Here is a 20,581-nt window from a genome sequence, read left to right on the forward strand (position 1 = left end):
CACGAACATTGGCGGCGCGAACCGCGGCGTGGGGAACTTTGCTTTCGGCCGTCTCGCTGCAGGCGCTGGCGGCGCCGGCCCACAACATTGTGGTAGACGCCAATACGGCCACTGTCAGCCCGCCTGGCTCAGTTCAGAGCATCCAGAACAACAAGCTCGTTAATGGCGTGCCTGTCAACGTGTTCAAGCATTTTGTGGTGGGCGATGGCAACACCATCAACCTGATCGTGCCGGACAATGCCGCCAGGCTGGTTAACATCGTCAAGGACAGTGCCCCGGAAATTTACGGCTTTTTGAATAGCTATAAGGGTAAGGATGTGGGTGGTGCCCCCGCCCTTGGCGGTAACGTCGTTTTCGCCAGTTCCCACGGCTTTCTGGTCGGCCCGTCAGGTGTGGTCAATGTGGGCCAGCTGACCGTACGCACGCCCGCCAGCGGTGATATTGATGATCTTATCTCGGGCGGCAAGAGCTTCGACGATACGTTGGCAGTCTCGCCTACCGGGCTGATTACCATTGCCGGCAAGATCAACGCCAAAGACGGTATTGATCTTCAGGGCGCCCTGGTCAATGTCACCAACAGTGGCAAGCTGATCGCCGGTCGTGCCTTTAATGCCAGTTATGTGGGAACGGCGGCGGTAAATAAAGGTGACTACACAGCGCCCACAGCGCTATACGAGGATGGCGGTACCATTCACATCGGCACTGGTTATGCACAGATTGCCGGCGACCTGCTGGCCGATGGCGGTATCACCATAGAGGCCAATGGCATTGAGATCACCAGCACCGGTGTGCTGGATGCCCGCGACAATGTCACTACCGACCCCAGCGGTAATGTCACGCTCACCGCCAGAAGCACCCAAAAGCTCGGGTTTGGCGTTGCACTCGCCGATTCATCCGTTACCCTTGCCGGTAAGGTTCATGCCAACGATGTGACCGTTACGGCGCAGAGCGAGGCCATCGCATCGTTCTATGAAGAGCCTGTGGTCCCCCTGATTACCATGACTGGCACCTTTGCCGGCGCTGGCTTCTACCTGATAGCGGCGGATGCGGAAGCGTCGGTCATTGTCCAAGGCACGGCCAATGTGCAGGCTACGGGCAATGTCACCATGGCCTCCGAGTCCCATGCAGTCAGTCAGGGCAGCCAGATTACGGCCTTTGGCGGCAAAGCCTCGCTGGCGTCGATTTACGGCACCGCCGACGCTATGAGCAACACCTCGATCCAGAACGGTGCCACCGTGCACTCAGGTGGCGACCTGACGGTAACGGCGCACAACGAATCCTACGTGTCGGCCAGCGCGCTGGACATTATTGTCGCTGGTAGCAATGAGGTCGTGCTGGCCATCGCAGTAGGCGAGTCGGATGTGGATGCCACCGCGGTGATTGAAAGCGGTGCGATTCTTGTCGCTAACAACCTGGTGCTGGCGGCGGAAAACCAGAATTACTACTCGGTGTCGGCCACGGCCATGGGCCTGAAGGATACCGAATACGGGATTGCCGTCGCCGTAGGCGATTTCAATACCAATGCCACGGCCGAAATGGGTGCATCGCTCGGTACTGACGCCAATAAGACCGGCAATGTCAGCATCACGGCGCTTGATCGCACGGTGCACCAGCAGGTCAAATCGAGCGTTACCGTGGGCAGCGGTGTCGGCCTTCGTATCCTGGGATCCAGGGTTAGCAAAATTGGTGCCGTAAAGGGCGGCGTCGACAATCTGGCTAATACCCATAAGCCGCCCGAGGCGAACGTGCCGAAAGACCCCGATGGCAAAATCGCCTTCAAAGGTGGGCTGGCCTTTACCCTGAACCTGTCCGATCACGAGGCCTATGCCTATTTGGGCAACAACATTGCCGGGCAAGCCGAAGCGCCGAAGATCAACTCCACCGGCAATTTGTTGCTGGCCAGTGCCATCGATCTGGGTACGGATAACGCCTCGATCGATGGTGGCAATGACAATGCGGCCCAAGGTGATGACCAGGGTGCCTGGCGCAGTTCGGCTGAGGCCGCCGTCGCCTCACCAAGCAGCCGCACCAGCGGCAGCAACCAGACCGGCTCTTCGGAAAAAAGCCTCGCGGCTGCCCTGAACTTCGCCATCAACACCGGCGATGCGGTGGCCGAAATCGGCGACTACGTGGAAATTTCTGCAGTCAATGTTGGCGTGCTGGCCCGGCAAAAAGTGCCGATTGCTACCACCTATGATAAGTGGGGTTCGTTCTCCGATGTGCTGAGTAAGCTGAATGGCGTCGGCGGCTTGCAGAACAATGTGCTGACCAGCTTTGCCAATGCCGGCGCCGCAGCAGACGCCTCGGCCACCGGCGGTTCGCTGAATGTGGTCGTGAACGATCTGGATACCAAGGCCTGGATTGGCGATAACGTCAAACTCACGACCACCGGCACCGGCAGCTGGAAGGCCGGCCGGATAGTGGCGGGCAACACCGAAACACAGGTTGTGCTTGATACCACCAAACCGTTTGAAACCATTGATTACAGCTTTGACTTTGACAGTTCCGTGGATGTGCAGGCCTACAACCTGAATGAAAGTGTGCATCTGGCCGGCAACATTGGCACCTTTGGGCTGATCCCCAATAGCATTGGCACCAGTGAAAACGGCAAGTCGATCGGGGCCAGTATCAGTTTTGTCCAGCAAACCGCTACCGCGGTTGCCGGCATTGGCGCCTCCACCTTGGCGGTGGATGGCAACGTCGGTATCAAGGCGCACACTGACGAACGTCACTTCCTGGTCACCCCTTCGTCAGGCATGGGCAAGGGTATGGGCTTCAACGGTGTGCTGGCGATTCTCAATAGCGAGTCACTCACCCATGCATCACTAAGTAATCAAGCGCATGTCAGCACCATCGGTCTGGACGTGTTGGCCGATCATGACTTTGGCAACTGGGCAGTCTCCGGAGCGGCCAATAAGTCAGATGAATCGGCCATAGGCTTGTCCGTCGCGATCAACATTGCCCAAGGCGATACCAAGGCCTTTATTGGCGACAACAGCGCCGAGTCAGCCAAGGTGGCGTTCAATAATGACAGCCAGCCAGCTCCGACCGCGCCCACCACGCCCACCACGCCCACCACGCCCGTGCCGAACCCGCACGCCATCATTGCCAACGAAGTCAAGGTGCGCGCGCGCAGCGTCGGCACCAACGGTTCGCTGGCAGTAGCTGGCGCATGGATTTCAGAACCGAACAATAATCCCAGCTTTGGCGAGCGCTTCGAGAACGATTGGAGTAGGCCCAGTTCGAAAGCTGCAAGCAGTTACACCGCCGCATCATCCGGTTCGGGTGATGCCTCGATCGGCAAAGCCGCCGGTGATGGAGCCAGCAGTTCGTCCGCTCCGGCCGGCGACAGCACCCCGTCGGTGGTTAAAACCGGCATGGCGGCAGCCGGCAGCTTCGCCGTTTCAGTCAACAATATTGATGCCAAGGCATTTATTGATGGCGCCACCATCAGCGGCAAGGGTACCGGGGATGTCGATGTCACGGTACAGGCACTGGAAAAAGTGATTTCAGCTGCCGCTTCCGGTGGTGGTGCCATTGCCATGCTGGGTGCTGCCTCACCAACCAACCAGAACACCATCGCCGGGGCGATTGCGTACCAGATCAGCTTTAACGATGCGCTGGCGCGTATCCGCAACAGCACGATTACGAATGCCGGAGATGTAAAAGTGCAGGCGCTGCATGGCGGTGAGCTCACCTCGGTGGCGCTGGCGCTGGCGATTACCAGCTCGGCGCAAAATACGCAGAACAGTAACAACGGTGCGTTGTCAGTCTCCGGTGCGCAGATCTATGACGGCACCTCTGCGCGTATCGATGACAGTTCGATCACTAGCAAAAACATCGCTGCCCCCAGCCTTGAGGTGTCTGCCTACAACAACGTTGATGTCGGTGTCGGCGGTGGCTCGCTTTATGCGGGTGGCAAGCAGGGCGGCGGTCTGGCGATTACCTTTGCCGAGATCAATGACCCCGGCGCGATGTCGGACGGGTTGGGAGGGATCAATCCCGACGCTAACAATGTACTGAGCACGGCCCATAACGAAGACGTCTACAGAGGTTCCGCGGTTGAGGCGCTCATCAGCGGTGACGGAGCACGCAGCACGCTGACCGGCTTCGACACTATTATTGTTTCGGCCAGTGCGGTGAACCGGATTGGTATTGGCGCTGCGGGTGGTGGCTACAATGGCGGCGTGGAAAACTCTCAGGGTTTCGCCGGCAGCTTTGCCGTGGGTTCGATTGGTTCCGATACCAAGGCGCTGATCAGCAAAACCGACATCAGTGGTGTGCAGACTCTTAAAGTCAATGCCAGTGGTGACGACGTTGCTTTGCTGGAGAAGGTGCTCAGTGACCTGGGTAGCAGTACTAGCAACGAGGATTATGATTTCAGTGGTGCGGGCGTCATTGATAATACCTACATATTCACGGCCGAGGATGGCAAGAAGTCAAATAACAAGTTCAAGGCCGAGGATGGCAGCGACTCCAGCTCGGCCGGCAAGCGCATCATTGCCGTGGCCGGTGTGGTACAGATAGGCAAGAGCAATGTGGGCCTTTCCTATGCCCATGCCGATGTGAAGAGCGATACCTCGGCGCGCATGGCGGATGTGAATATCAATGCGGGCGAGGCCAGCACGGCCGACGTGGCCGTCAACGCCCGCGATAACTCGCTGCTGTACACCGTGGCCATCGGTGTCGGCGTCAGTACCGGTAAATACTCGGGTGTGGGTTCTGTGGCGGTCAACCGGCTGAACAACCGCGTCGAGGCTGAGATTGGCGATTGGGACGGCGTCGACAGCGGCAGCATCAATGCCGAGACGGTTGCCGTTACCGCCACCAATGACATGGATATAATCAACGTTGCCGGTGCAGTCGCAGTCGGTACTCCGGGTTCTACCGGGCAGGCAGGTGGCCTGGCGGTCGCACTCAATCTGGTGGGCACCGACGAGCACTCGACCAAGGCGCATATTGCCAATACCGCGTTGCAGGCCTCCGGCGATGTGCTGGTCAAGGCCACCAGTGGCGCGTCCGACGATCACAATCTGCTGGTTGGCAATGCTATTGCCATCGGCGCAACCTTTGGCTCCGGATTGGCTTTTGCCGGGGCGATCGGCGTCAACAATGTGGATCAGCTAGTTGAAGCAGCAATTAAGGATGTAGGGACCAATCGCAGTGCCGATGCGAGTGCTACCCAGGGCGGTACAGTTTCGGTACAAGCTTATGACTTTACCAAGAGTGTAGCGACCGGCTGGATGGGCGCAGGCTCTGGCAGCGGTTCTGCTGGAGGCATCGCTGTGGCGACCAACCGGGTCGATTCGGATGTCAGCGCGGCCGTACTCGGCGACAACGTCTCGGACGGTAGCACTACGCTAAATGTGCAGGATCTGATTGTCGATGCCGCACGTGACAACTGGTTGCTGACCATCAGCGCCGGGGTCGCGGCGTCAGCCGAGCAGAACGCATTCGCCGGCTCGGTAAGCACCGGCATCGTTGACGGTGATGTCAGCGCTCGCATCGCAGAAGACGCAACCGTAAAGGCCTGGAACAATGTAGCGGTCAATGCCGACGCGCTCAGCGTCAATCTGGTTGGCAGCGGCGCGCTGGGCATCGGTCTGGACGGCGGTGCTGGCGCCGTGGCCATAGCCACGGCGCTGGAATACGGCAAAACCTCTGCGGCGATAGACAATGCCAGCGTCATTGCCGAAGGCAAAGGCGCGAGCATAACCGTGGACAGCGGTGCACTGGCTAATTACGGCACGCTGCCGGATCTGTCGACGTCGGGTCAAAACGAGGACGACGGTGACAACACCAATGCCGCACCGGTCGACCGCGACACCTTGACCACCGGTTTTGCCTTGGTCAATCTGGACAAGACCACGGAAAGCGTCGGTGGCCTGGCGGTCAACGCCACCAGCCGCACCAAGCAGCAGGCTATTACCGTGGGAGGCACAGGCGGCAAGTCACTGGCGATCAGCGTCAACGTGGCGACCAACAGTTCGTCCAATGCAACCACTGCCGAAATCAAGAACAGCACGATCAATGATGGCGTCAGCGATCAGGACGGTGCCGATGTGCTGGTGCGCGCCAGCGCCCATGAAGCCGGGTTTGCTGTATCGGCGGGCGTTGCCATTTCAGACGGCATTTCAGGCGTCGGCGGTTTTGCCACCAACAGCCAGAAGAAGGCGGCCACGGCCACCATCGACAGCAGTACAGTGCATGCCGCCGCCGTCAGTATCGATGCCAACAGCTCGAAAGTTGCCCAGGCGGTTTCCGCTGGCGTTGCAGCGGGTTTGGGTGAAAAAGGTGGTCTGGGTGGCGCAGCTTCGATAGTGATTACCGAACAGCTGGGAGACACCCGGGCATGGTTACGAGGTGGCACGCTGACAGCCAACAGCTTGACGGTTGCTTCTGATCGTCGCCAGGAAGCCAATGTCGCTGCCGGTGCCCTGGGTATTGGCGAAGTCGGCGTGGGCTTCGGCATGGCGGTGAACATCATCGGTGGTGACAGCAAGGCACTGATCGGTAATGATCTGAATAATACCGCTGATACGCGTAACACGTTGGTTAACGTCACTGAGCTGACGGTGGATGCTCAGCGTCTGGAAAATGTTAATAGCCATGCCTTCGGTGCCGGCGTTTCGCCCGAGTTTGGCGCGGCGGCAATGATTGATGTCACCGAGTTCCGGGGTGAGACCCGCGCAGCCATCCATGGCAAGTCAAACGGGGTTGGCGGTTTGCGCACCGCTATTCGTGGCCAAGATGGCATCACAGCGGCCTCCAGCGTAACCCTCAGCGCCCAGGAGATCCTTGACGCCCGGCAGTTCGCTTTGGGTATTGGGGTTAGCAACAAGGTCGGCGTTGGCGTGGTCGCAAACGTGGTACTGGGCCGCAGCCAGGTGGTTAGTGAAGTGGTGGGCGCGGATATCAAGGCCGGCCTGCTGGATATCGATGCCACCTCTCAGCGTCAGAGTGATCTGACCAGTATCGCCGGCGCAGCGGGCAAGTTCAGTGCGGCGGTGAGCATTGGTGTCGCCCTGTTTGGCCAGGGTGATACCACGGCCGATGACGGCACCAATGCCGAAAATGAGTTCGACCCTTCGCGCACAACAGCAAACACGGTGCTGCAGACCGACACGGCCAGTTATAACAGCCATTTGTCTGACGATGACATTAGCGCTATCGAGGCGCAGTCCGGCGCGAGCATCGACCGTACGGCAGCACCGACTACCACCACGACCACCGATGCCGGCAAGTCACTGAAAATATCCGGTGAAAGTGTCACTGCTGCGCGGATCTCCGGTGGCGTGATCGACGTCGATACCCTGAATGTGAACAGCCGTGCCTTGCTGCATAACAACCAATTGCTCGGTGCAGCACAGGTTTCGGCCGTCGGGATTGCCGGCGTGATCGGCATTACCCGCATGTATGACATGAGCATTGCCACTGTCGACAGCAATCTGTCAGCGGACAACGTGGTTGTTGGCGCGACCATCGAGAATGTTTCTGATGAAGATGCTGCCGGTGAATCCAAATCGGTTGTTATTGGTTTGGGCGGCGTTAGCGTAGTGGTCAACTATGTGGATATTCGTGCGGCGAATCGCGTGGTGGCAGGTGTAACATCGGCCAGCGGTTCAGATACCGGCAACCTGATCGTCACAGCAGCAGATACCACGGAACTGCGCCTGGGTGACGTCAACCCTGGCCGGCCAGACTCGGCGACTGACGGTTCGCTGAACGTGAATCTGGGCACTTCTGCGATTGGCGTGAGCTACGGTTACGTAAAGAAGGCCAGCGAAGTGGATGCCTGGCTGGGCGAGACCGGCAAGCTGGTCGATGGCTATGACAACATGACCGTCAGCGCCAACAGTTCGGGCATGGTCAAGAGCACGGCGTTCTCTCTTGCCGGGGGTATTTCTGCGGGTATTCAGGGCGTGGTGACTGACGCCCACGACAACTCCCATGCCAATGCCACTCTGTTCGGCACCATTGGAACCGGCAGCGGCCTGCTCAGCCTGTCTGCGCAGGTGGTACCGGAATTGTACTCCAGCGCCTACGGTGTGACGGTGTCCGGCGGCTTCTCCATGGGAGGCTCATTCGCCTACGCCATGACCGACGCCGAAGCACGGGCGGCCGTGGCCGATGGTGTGACCTTCACCGGCAGCGGTGATGTGGTGGTTCGCAGTGAAGTCGGCGATGGCGCGGATGCCGACTATGAAACCGCCCATGCCGCTGCATTCGCCGCTTCCGGCGGCTTGATGCTGGCTGTGGCCGGTTCCGAAGCCCGGGCCAGCAACAATGCTCAGTCAGTGGCCAGCGTGGGTGACTACGTAACGATTCCGGATGCGGACTTCGAAGTTTACGCCCGGCACACCGGCGTGCAGATCGCCGATGCCGACGGTTACTTTATCGGTGCCTTTGCCGGCGGCTACCAGGTGGGTCTGGCGGAGTCCTTCAGCTCGACCCGGGTAGAATTTGGTAAAGACCCGATGGCAGCCCTGGAGCGCACGGGTGATTTGATCCTTGACGCCAGCAGCCAGAATGACAACCAGTCGTTCACCACCGCTGGTGGTGGTGGTTTTGTCTCCGGCAGTGCGGCGGAAGCGGTGGTCGAGGCGGGCGATCATGCCGAAGACAAGTATGCGGCTGCGGTACTGGTAGATGACTGGTCCAGCGGTTACCGCACAGTACCTATCGACGCTGGCAATGTGGTCATGCGTGCGACCAATGAGGTCAACTTCTTTGCCGGCACCGACTCGACCACGGTTTCCGTGGTGGGCGGTTCAGGCGCTGTTTCGGATGTCGAAATCAATACCAATGCCAAAGTGGTGCTGGGCGAGAACGTCAGCCTGAATGCGCTGGATATAGACATCGATGCACTGAATCAGGCGGTGCAGATTCAAACGCCGTGGGATGCCAGTTACACCACCAGCGTGTATGGCGCCGGGGGCGGTGGTTTCAACGGCACGGCGGCACTGTCCAACCAGAATATCAAACACCTGTTAGCGGCGGTGGAGGTTGGCAAAGATGCCGTGCTGAAGATTTCTGATCAGGCCGGGGATTACGAGGACTACCGCAACGGCATCAGTCTGGATGCCGCTACCGGGTTTTTCGTCAATGACAAGGTGGTGATCGAAGTCGGTGGCGCCTTGCAGGGTGCCGGCGCAGAGTCGGATGTTGATGTGCGGGCGCGCAATCAGGTCACCCTGGGTGACGGTGTGCAGTTGCGCAATGCCTGGGGCGGGGTCGGGTTGGGTACCTATTCGTCCGGCAGTGCCGCGGCGGAGGCGAATGTCAGCGTGTGGGCCGTGCGCGGTGTGGCCGGTGGTATCTCCGATGTCCGTGTCGATGTCGAGAATACCCTGAAACTGGGTAAAAACCTCGTGGTTGATGCCTACGGCCAGATCAGCCTGTATGCCGGTCGCGGCTCCGGTGGCGCGCGTCAGAACCAGCTGGTTGCCGACGCCCGCAGCAATATCTACAACTGGACTGCGATTCCGATCCCGGCCGGCAACAAGGCCGAAAGCGATATCGTGCTCGACAACAAGGTGCTGTTCGGCGACAACTTCGCCATTGGCAGTGACGGTCATGTCGGTATTGGTGCGATCGAGGGATCCACCTACGCCCGCGCTGCCGGTGTCGAAAAGAACCCTTACCTGGAGCTGTTCAGCACCGAGACCACCTTCGGTGCCAGCGACAAGGATGTGACCAATGTCCTGACCTTCAATGGCAGCGGCTCTGTGACCGCCGGGCAATACGCCTATCAGTCGGTGACAGTTAACGAAGCAGGCACAATTACCCGCCAGCTCTATCGGGATGGCACGGCCGAGCAACAGGCCGACATGTATTCATCGCGTGCCAAACTGCAGGCCTTCATCAACGATTTGAATGCACAGATCACGGAGCTGGAGAACTGGACCGGCGCTACGGTCACCGAAGGCACCGAACTGGGCGCAGGTGACGAGGCTGGCGATGGGGCCGGCAGCAGCACCGGCACGAGCATCAGTAGCACGACCGGCACTAACCCTAACGTGGGTGAAATCGAAGACTTGCAGAGCCAGGTGAGGCTGTTGTCTGTGATCGTCAACGACCTCTCCCCACAGGAGAATGTCGTCATCAAGGTTGCCGATGTTCGGGCCTCGGCCGGCAATGTCAGTCTGAGTGCTGACGAGATCAATCTGGCTGCGGGCCATACGTCCATCTTTACCGCCAAAGGCGATGCGAACATCATTATCGACAACCGGTCCGACCGTCACCTGATGCTGGCCGATCTGGAGATTGCCAACCAGACCGGCGGCAATGTGTTTGTCACCGGCGGCGCCAACCTGAGCGCCCGCTTTATTATTGATGAGCAGACCGGTGAAGCGCAGACCCCCTTCGGTTCCGGTATTTACGTCACGCACTCGCCGAATTCGGACGGGGCGAATTTCGAGAACTCCGACGTAATTATCGATGGCGACATCACCAACCTGCTGTCCAGCGTCAATATTACGGTTGATGAAGGTGACCTGATTCAACAGGCGCAGATCCGGGCCAACGCGGTTTACCTGACTGTGAAAAACGGAAACTTTCTGATTAACACCCCGACCGAAGACAGTTACCCCGGTCGCGACCCCACCGCACTGGTCAACTTCACCGATCAAGAGTGGAGGCCGGCGAACGAAACGGAGTTCGTGCAGTATTATCTGAACGACAGGTATTCGACGGAGATTAGCGACACGAGCTTTTCTGCGTTCAATAAGTGGTTTACCGGTGAAGCCTTGGACACCGATTCAATCAATTTTTTCAAGGATCCCTACTACTCGTCGTCGCCCTACGGCTACAACCAGCTGAACATCTATTTCAACTGGGGCTTCAGCGAGGCCAGAGATACCAGTGCATACACTGGCAGTAATCCTGTGGTGTTTAATCTGCTTAAAAACGACTCCTCACGCGGTGGTGGCACCTGGAAATTCCGGCGGATTGCCGATTACCAGGGCGACCGGGGGCTGTCGCGGACGGCCAGCTACCAGTACGTTAACGACGAGCTGGAAGGCGCCAGCGAAGCGATTGGTGCGGGCAAGGTCATCATCAACGCCTGGCGCGTGGACATTAACGGCCTCATAGAATCGGGCACCGACAATAGTTCGTCGGTCAACATAGGGGCTGGTTTTGACGCCAAGATTCAGCAGTATGTTCAGGATGCTGGCCTGGTTGCAGGGGATATCATCAATCTGACGCCGGGCGAAGCCAAATTCCTGAGGGTTGTCAACCCGGACTATCAACCGAATTTTTTCTTGGCGGACTACGATCGGGATTATTATAAGACCACGGCCTACACCTTCGATATCGCTAGTGCAGAGGGGACGTCGGGGATCAAGCTGAAATACGATGTGGCCTCGGCATCTCTGCGCATTGATGATATCCCGGCCAATAGCGGTGGTTATGTGGACATCGTCGCGCGCATCTCCTCGACCGGCCCCGACGGCAAGATCGTCGTTAAAGATGGTCTGGGTCAGATCGCCATTAACAACGATTCCAACAGCCGGCTGGAGGTTGGTACGCTCAGCGCGGGCGACGATGCCACGGGTATTATTCGCATCACGGACCGTGAAAAAAACCTCCTTGAGTCAGAAAACAACCGTGTGTCGCAGTGGTACGTCCACAGCCCGGGCGGCCAGATCAGCCAGTATCAGACCAGTCACCAGGCGGGGTCGCATCTTGATCCGAAGACGTCAGTCCGGATCGGCAGCTTTGGTGGCACCGGCACCACCTCATTTACGACCTACCAGCCGCTTGCCGGGCAGCTGTTCTACCTCCGCGAAGATGCGACGATCACGCGAGACTATGAGAAGCCGGCGAACGGCTACCTGAACAATTACCCGAACACGGTCGGGGACTGGAACTATGGCCCCGATAACATCACTGACTGGAATACCACATACAGCGCATATACTACCTGTGGCTCCAAACCCGAGGCCTGCTCCGGCGGCGTCGCCGCGCAATACCTCAAGCAGACATACGCTGCTGCAGGGCCCCCGACCACCAGCTCCTTTAAGTGGAACCTCAGTTACAGCGATTACTACGGCAGAAACCTTACCAATGCCGACCCTACCGTGCGCATTGCCACCCAGCTGAGTATGGTTGCCCACACCTACGTCAAGGCGGATCACTCGATCCGTTTGGAGTTCACCGGTTTGGCGCAAGGCAATATCACTCTGGACTCGCAGTCACCGATTCAGTTGACCGGCAACATCTACAACCCGAGGGGCACGACCAATATCCTCACCGACGCCGACTTCACGGCCTCCAGTGCCTCGTCGATCAACTCAGGTATCACCCGTATCCGGGCCAATGGCGATATCGGCAGTGTCGGTAACGCGCTGGCGATCATCACCAACGAACTGTCCTTGCAGTCCGATAATGGCTCGCTGAGCTTCAATGCCACCGCCATGGGCTCGGCACTGGCCATTGATCAGCTGTCGGCGAAGTACGGTATTCTGGGTACGGCAGACAAGAGCATTGTCGCCAAAGATGCCAGCACGCTGATTTCGGCCAACACCATTAATCTCACCAGCTTGTCGGGCAGTATCGGTAGTCTGGGTACGCTGGGTGACCCGGCAAGCTACAACTACATCAATATCGCATCAACCGGCGCTGTGTCCCTGCATGCCGCCAACGACATTGTGGTTTCGCAAGCCAGCGGTGATCTGGCAATTAATCGTATTGAGGCCAACGACAATGTGGTTATCCGCTTGGGTAATGGCAGTCTGACCAATGCCCTTGGGCAGCAACAGAAGTCCGTGAAGGAACTGGCCTATGACGCTTCGGTATGGGATTCGCTGAGCCTGCTCGACGGTACCGCCGGTGAGCGAGCGGTGACGGCCTACCAGAACCAGTTCAACAGCAAATATCACAACTACTGGATGCTCAAGCAGCGTCTGAGTGATGACAGTGACAGCGGCTTCGCCATTGATGCTGTGTATCTGGATGCCATGAAAATCCGTTACGACACTACGGATGTCGCGCAGCTGACCGCACGGGTGAAGGCTGAGTATCAGGCACTGAATGCCTGGTTTGTTGATCAGGTGGCAACGCCTGATGTCTACGCCAATGCCGCCGATGCGATTGGCCAGGAACAGAAAGGCACGCTGGTCGGCTATGACTACGGCGCGCTGTTCACCAGCGCTTATAACGACAGCTTCCGGCTGGATATTGATGCTGCCAGCAGCTGGTATGCCAATATGGTTGAAGGCTCGACCTGGGCCCAGAGCCAGCTCGACATCAGTATCTCCGCCGCGGCTTTGAGTGCAGACGCCGCGGGCCAGTTGACGGATCGTGAGGCCAATATCGTTGCGCCGAATATCCATCTGATGGCTGGCAACGGCGGCGTCGGCAAGAATCTGGCTGACCTGGTGTTCAGCGTGCCCCGCGACAATACCGCAACCATCACCAATGAACAGAAATCGGCGTTGCTGTCGGCCGGGCCGGGAGACATCTCAACGGACCTGACCAGCAGCTCGGTAACCTTGACCGTCAGGCAGGTTGATCCGATCAAGGTCGACACCACTGGCGCGCTGAATGTGGCCGCTCGCGATTCCATCTACATTGAATCGGCCTCGTCCCTGACGGTGGGTGAACTGGCCTCGGCCAATGACGATATCCGCCTGATCGTGGACGGGGAAATAGCGGCGCAAGCCGGGCTGACCAATCTCAAGGCCCGTAACCTGTATCTGGCCAACACCCAGGGTGACATCGGTTCGGCGGCTCAGGCCATGAACGTGCAGCTTTCGGGGGCCTTGCGTCAGGCCGGTGCGGCCAATGATCTGTACCTCAGCCACAGTGGAGCCGACTTGCGGGTTGGCTCCGTGGCGGCCGGCGGCATTCTGTCATTGTTCAATGATCAGAACATACTCGGCTACGACGCCAACCACTTCTTGCAGGGTTCAGACATCGCACTGGACGCGGGCTTGAGTGATCTCGGAAGTTCGGACAACGGGTTGAATCTGACGCTGAGCGGGTCTGGCGAGCTGACCGTAAACGCCGCTAATGCCTGGCTGGATGTGCGCAATACCACAGACTTCAGTCTGGGGGATGTGACCATAGCTCAGCGCTTCGATCTGACGTCCGTGGGCGACGTGGATCTGAGGGGCGATCTGAGTGCTACCAGTCTAAGCCTTGATCTGGCGGGTGCGCTTGGTGCCAACGGAGCACCGCAGGTCACGGTGTCAGACGATCTGGCGATTTCAGCCTCTGCCATTCAATTGGCGGCAGCGGCCATCCGTGCGGGCAGCGCAACGCTGGACGCGACGGCCGGTGCGCTCAGCGTCGGCGATCTGTCGACAACTACCGGTAATCTGGCCTTGCTGGCCACGGGTGCACTGACCACTTCAGGCGCCGTGGATGCCGAGGGTGAACTGACTGCCGATGCCCAGAGCATCAGCATGGACATCGGCTCGACTTGGCAGGGGCGTGGCAATGCCACGCTGACGGCAGTCGACGACCTGACCCTGCAGGCACTGAGCTTTGATGGCGATCTGGATATTGACTCGACCCAGGGCAGCATCAGCCTTGATGGCCCGGTCAATGCGGGCGCATCGGCGGCAATCAATGCGAAAGCTCTGGCTATGGGCTCTGGCTCACGTCTTGACGCGGCGGGTCAGGTGAGTATTAACACCACGGGTGACATGCAGTTAGCGGCACTGGAAACGTCGTGGAATGGCGATGATGCGGTCCGCCTGAACAGTGGCGGCAGCATTACCGGGCGTAAGGACACGCCGGTGCACCTGCGTGCCACCGGACCCAATGCCAAGGGAAGCATCAGCGCCGTTACCGGCATGGGTGACCCGCTGGTGGTGGATATGCCCTGGTTGTCGGCGGAAACCCAGAATGGCGATATCAATATTGTCGCAGAGCGAGGCCTTTATTCGCCATTTTTGCGGGCGCCCAATGGCAATGTGATATTGAGAGTGGCTGGCAGCCTGAGCTTTGGCGAACTGATTGGAAATCCTTATTTGTGGATAGACGGCGCTATCGACGGCGACTCGATCATCATGAAACAAGGCAAGCTGGCCTCCAGCCAGGGCTTGAGGATTGGTCAGATTGAGTTGAATGGTGGTGGGCCTCTGGCACTGGAAGCGCCCACGATTGATGTCGGCGTAGACAGTAAAGGGGCGGTCAACACCTATATGTCGCTGCAAGGATTCGAAGGCGTTAGCGCAGACGAGATCAACGTCCAGGTGGTTAATACCAGCAAGCTTTATATTGATGTGTTCAAATCGAAAAAAGGCTCGTTAAGCGTGGATGGTGATTTAAATCTGGACAAAGCCGTGGTGCTGGACAGTCTGGAAATGCAGACCGCTGACCTGACCCTGAGCCTGAACAATGATGACTTGCGCCCACGGGATGTGAGTGGGCAACTGGTCGCTCCGGGTACAGAGTTCTGGCTTGACACCCGGGGCTTTGAGCTGCGTACCAATGCCCGCGTAAGTCGCTACAGTGACCCACTGGTGATGTTTTTCTATCAACCTGGAGTGCCGCAGGCCCTGGAAGAGCTTTCAGCGCAGCGACTCAGCGCGGAGTACATCATGCAAACACGGCTGAGCGAGCCCCCGCTGTTAGTGTTAGATACAGGCTTCAGGATACCGGAGGGCTCGAGCTATTCGGAGCGCACAGTGAACTTTGGTTCACAGACCGTAAACACCGCAGAGCAAAACTTGAACGGGGAGGCTGACGTACCGCCGGCAGACGAGATTTTATTGGAAATTTCTTCCAGGTAGCCAATCGATCATGGACCCTAGTCCATCAATCAGGAATATTGAATGAATTATTGGCGCCTCGCTCCGCAGATTATCATCTTCAGCATGCTCGCCCCGATTGCGTATGCGGCAACTCTTCCACCGGCTGCCGACCCCGCCGGTCGTGAAAGGGAACTGCTGCAACGTGAACAGGACCTGCAACAACGTCGGGAGATTCAGGAGCGTGAACAGCCGTTGGTGGCTCCTGATGAATCAGAAACAACCGATGAGGGGCCTTCTTTTGAACTCAAAAGTGTGCGCTTTACCAAATCAGAGCTGCTTACCCCGGAGGAGCTGAAAACAATCGTGTTGCCCTACCTTGGCAAGGAATCGCGGTTATCCGACCTGAATCGGATGGTGTCACAGATCAACGCGGCCTATCAGGAAAAAGGCATCTATACGGCCACTGCGTTACTTCCCAAGCAAGAAATTGAAGGCGGTGTTGTGATTATCCGTCTGGTGGAAGGAAAATTGGGCGAGATGCTTATTGAAGGCAACAGCTATCTGCCAGGCCCTTATGTGCGCGAATGGGCGCCCTTGCCTGAAGATACAATACTGCTCGATATGAAAGCGCTGGAAAGCGATATTCTCAAGTTCAATCGGGTCAACGACGCCCGGCTGCAGGCCGAGCTGCGAGCAGGCAAGGATTTTGGTCTTACCGATATCGTTGTGGTGGTGGATGAGCCGCTGCAGGATAATGTTCAGCTGTTTGTCGATAACTATGGCTACGAGAGCTCCGGTGAAGTTGAACTGGGCGCGATCTATCGCCGCCAGGACATATTTACCGGGAGTGACAGGGGCTTGCTCTATGCCCTGGTGTCGGATGGTAACCAGGCGTTCTCGTCCATCTATAGCGCACCGGTCAAAGCCAGCGGCTGGCGGCTAGGTGGCAGCCTCGCGGTGAACCAGTCAGAGGTGACTGAGGGAGATTTTAAGGACCTGTCGGTTGAGGGGGATTCGGTCAGCCTGACGCTGGATGCTTCCTGGCTTGCTATCTCGACCAGTAATTTCTGGCTCAACGCGCTGGGCTCGGCGATGCACTCGGTTTCGAAAACGTCGGTGCTGGGCCAAGATATCAGTGACTATGACATTAACAAACTCAATACCGGCGCGCAGTTCACCTGGTTTGGCCCGAGCTGGCAATTAACAGGCCGACAACTGATTGGCTGGGTGAGCACGCACAACAAGTCAGCCAGCGGAACCGATCAGAGCTTTGCGGTGCTGACCGGAGACGCCAGCGGCTATTACCGGCCAGGTCAGTCCAACTGGTACGGTTTGGTGCAGATGGATTATCAGTACACCAATGAGAAAGCGATTCCCGGTGCTGTGGCCTACTCCATCGGCGGGCCGACATCGATTCGCGGGTATGTGCCAGGCCTGATCAGCGGCGATTATGGCATTCAGACCAGTCTTGAAGCCCATTACAGTGGGCTGAGCGTGCTGGGCGGAGCCCTTGACCCCTTTGTGTTCTATGACATAGGCACCGTGCTTTCCAGAAATCCCACGCAGACTCCCGAGGCCGCGGGCGTGGGCCTTGGCTGGAGTGGTGTTAAGGGCGTCTCGGTGAATATGACCTATGCAAATGCCCTGGCCGACATCGTGCCGGAACAAGATGACTGGGTGTTTTACACGCGTGTGAGCTGGGAGTGGGGGCGTTAGCCGGACACAACAGCTTGCACCATCGGCGTCACCGTTTTTTATGCTCAATCCTTAGCCCTTATCACGGTCTATGATCCACTGCTCCAGTGCGATGGCCTCCATGGGTTTTCCGAAATAGTAACCCTGGATAGTGTCGATGCCTTGTTCCACCAGGAACAGGAACTGTTCTTCGGTTTCCACCCCTTCGGCCAGCACCCTGAAACCAAGGCTGTGGCCCAAAGCCAAAACGGTTCGGATAATGGCTACGTCATAGGCGTCGTGTGGCAAGTCGTCTATAAACACCTTGTCAATTTTAAGGCAGGTTACCGGCAGGTGCTTGATGTGGGCGAGGGATGAATAGCCGGTGCCAAAATCGTCGATGGCCAACAGCACGCCCATGTCCCGCAATGCCTGTAACAACTTGATGATGCGGTCATCCCGCTCCAGAGCGCCTTCGGTAATCTCAAGTTCCAGCATACTTGCTGGTAATTGATGTTTGGCTAGCAGGTCGCGGATATGATCGGCGAAACCCGGCACCAGTTGCTGTGGCGCAATGTTCACTGCCACCTGCGGAACAGGGTGGCCTTGGTCGCGCCAGCGGGCCATTTGCGCCATGGCTTTTTCGAGTACCCAGTCGCCCAGCAAGCCGATTAGCCCCAGCTCTTCGGCCAGCGGAATAAACGTGACGGGCGACATCAAGCCGTTCACTGGATGCTGCCAACGCACCAGCGCTTCAACTCCGAGCAGCCCCGCAGTCTTGCAATCTACCTGGGGCTGATAATTCAGCGTCAGTTCGTCGTTCCGAATCGCCCGGCGAAGCTCACTGGCAACCTCGAATTTGCGTTGCAGGCGCTCGGCCAGTAATGGTGTAAACAGCTCTATGCTGGATGGCCCGCGTTCCTTGGCAAGATACAACGCGGTTTCCGCGGCTTGCATCAGCCCTTGGGCGTCGGCGGCATCTTCGGGGTAGAAACTTATGCCCACGCAAGCGGAGGGGATCAGTTCATGGCCCGCCAGCTTCAGCGGTTTGGCGAGCGCATTGAATAACGTCTGCACAATAACCGCAATGCCATCACGGTTTGTGACCTGCTCCAGCACCAGCACAAACTCATCGGCGCCCCAGCGGCACAACAGTCCATTTTTTGGGCAAGCTTCGGTCAGGCGCTGGGCGACCGCTTGCAGAAAACTGTCACCGGTGTGATGGCCCCGGGCATCGTTGAGCAGTTTGAATCGGTCAATGTCGAGAAACACAACGGCAACTCCAGGCACAGCCTGAGCTCTTTCCGCAATCACATGGCGGACTTTGTCGAGGCAGTACTGACGGTTGGGCAAGCCGGTAAGCGGGTCGTGGTTCTGAGCAAAAAACAGATTGTTTTCGGCCTCTTTGGCTTTGGATACATCGGAAAAAACCGCCACATAGTTGCGGATACTGCCGTCGTTGTTACGAATGACGGAAATGCTGCCCAGCTGAGGATAAACCTCGCCATTTTTGCGGCTGTTCCATATTTCACCTTTCCAACGGCCTTTTTCGCTCAGGGAACGCCACAACGACTCATAAAAATGAGCCGTGTGAATTCCTGACTGTAAAATCGAAGGGTTATGGCCTATCGCTTCCTGCGAGGTGTAACCGGTAATTTCACAGAACGAGCGGTTAACGGACTGGATCCGTCCATCGGCACCGGCAATAACCACGGCTTCAGACGTCTGGTCGAGAAAGGTTTGGCTGGTAACCGGTTGCTGATCATTGCCGTCTTGGTCTTGCTGTTGCAAGCTATTGTGTTGGTTTAGCTCCTCGATAAGCCGCTGATATTTCTTGCGTTGGCTTACATCGTGAGCGCTCAGAACCACGCCTTGGCCAGGGCCGGCGCTGCTTTCAGGCTGCCACATCGTGGCTTCTACCCACACTGAATGGCGGTCTGTATGCCGAAATTTGAGGGTGATTTTTTGCGTCACTCCGGCTTCCTCCAGCGCTCGCTGGCCCCGTTCGAAGGCGTCGACGCCTTCATCGTTCAGCAAAAGGGTGAACGGGGTTCCCTGCAGGCTTTCTACGGTGTGGCCCAGCAGGGTTTTCACAATTGACGAAACATAACTAATCGTACCGTCGCCTTGCAAACGCACGGTCATATCATTGGACAGCTCCGCCAGTCTGCGGAAATCCTGTTCTGGTTGCAGCAGCGGCTGCTCATTACGCTGCAAATCTGGCAACTTGATGGAAATGGTTCGGCCGATAAATTCGTACAGCTCCCGTTCCCGCAGGGTTACATTTTTCGGGGTGTTGTGATGACACATCAGCAAGCCCCAGAGCCTGCCATTCTGGGTCAGCGAAATAGTCAGAGCCGCTGCTACACCCAGGTTGCCCAGATATTCCAGGTCAACCAGTGGCAGCGAACGGTATGCCGAATAGGTCATATCCAGAGGCTGATCGGTATCAATGTCCGGGGCGCCGTGCACAGGCACCGTGGCGCACTTTCTGTTCGCGGTCACCCAAGTCAGGTTTTGGCTACTAAGCGCCTGGGTCTGGGCCGAAATATTCGACGCTGGAAAACGGTTTCCCAGACAGCTGTTCATTTGCGCTGAACGGCTTTCTGCGATCACTTCGCCATCGCTGTTGTGATCGAATTGATACATCATCACCCGATCGTAACCGGTTACTTGGCGCACCAGTTCTGCCACTTTGTGGGTGTAGCTGTGTAGGTCCTGCTCGCGGTTAAGCTGCCATAGCAGAGCCCGTGTAGGTATGAACAGCTGGCCGAAAAGCGCGTTCTGATCCTGATCCTGGGCCTGCAGTTCCAGTTCTACGAGCCAGCGGTGGTTGTCATAAGAGACCGCTGCGTTGCAGTTCAACCAGTTGTCGCCCTGGCGGATGCGCAAGTTCAGCAACCCGCAAGAGCGCCAGTCACTCAGGCCTTTCAGGCTGCGTATCTGTTCGATGTCGGCGGTGTTGGTAAACTCGTCGAAATTGCGCCCGAGCACTGCGGTGTAAGGTAGTTGCAGCAATTCATCAATGTTTTCGCTGCAGCACTGGATGAAGAGCTGGCTATCCAGTGCCAGTAACACACCCTGGGGTTGAATGGATTCGGTTTTCTGTAACCGCTTTTTTTCTGAGTCGGCGTGTTTCTGCGGTGACATGTCCATCCAGAAATTGTGAAATTAGAGAAACAGGGTGCAAGCGTAAATGC

The 20,581-nt window shown here is 57.6% G+C and carries 3 protein-coding genes; 2 read left to right on the forward strand and 1 reads right to left on the reverse strand.

The window, feature by feature from the left end:
* Positions 1 to 38: 38 nt before the first annotated feature.
* Positions 39 to 15,746: a leukotoxin LktA family filamentous adhesin gene (locus MRBBS_RS04645; RefSeq protein ID WP_014870273.1), complete on the forward strand. Its 15,708-nt coding sequence runs from the start codon at positions 39 to 41 to the stop codon at positions 15,744 to 15,746.
* Positions 15,747 to 15,788: 42 nt separating this feature from the next.
* Positions 15,789 to 17,423 (forward strand): ShlB/FhaC/HecB family hemolysin secretion/activation protein, encoded by a 1,635-nt coding sequence (locus tag MRBBS_RS04650; protein WP_014870274.1) that lies wholly within the window; start codon positions 15,789 to 15,791, stop codon positions 17,421 to 17,423.
* A gap of 51 nt (positions 17,424 to 17,474) precedes the next feature.
* Here MRBBS_RS04650 and MRBBS_RS04655 read toward each other — a convergent pair whose 3' ends face one another.
* The gene (locus MRBBS_RS04655) at positions 17,475 to 20,531 is read right to left on the reverse strand and encodes an EAL domain-containing protein (RefSeq protein ID WP_014870275.1); all 3,057 of its coding nucleotides are present in this window, start codon (positions 20,529 to 20,531) and stop codon (positions 17,475 to 17,477) included.
* Positions 20,532 to 20,581: the final 50 nt, after the last annotated feature.

Source organism: Marinobacter sp. BSs20148, assembly GCF_000283275.1.
GTDB lineage: Bacteria > Pseudomonadota > Gammaproteobacteria > Pseudomonadales > Oleiphilaceae > Marinobacter > Marinobacter psychrophilus.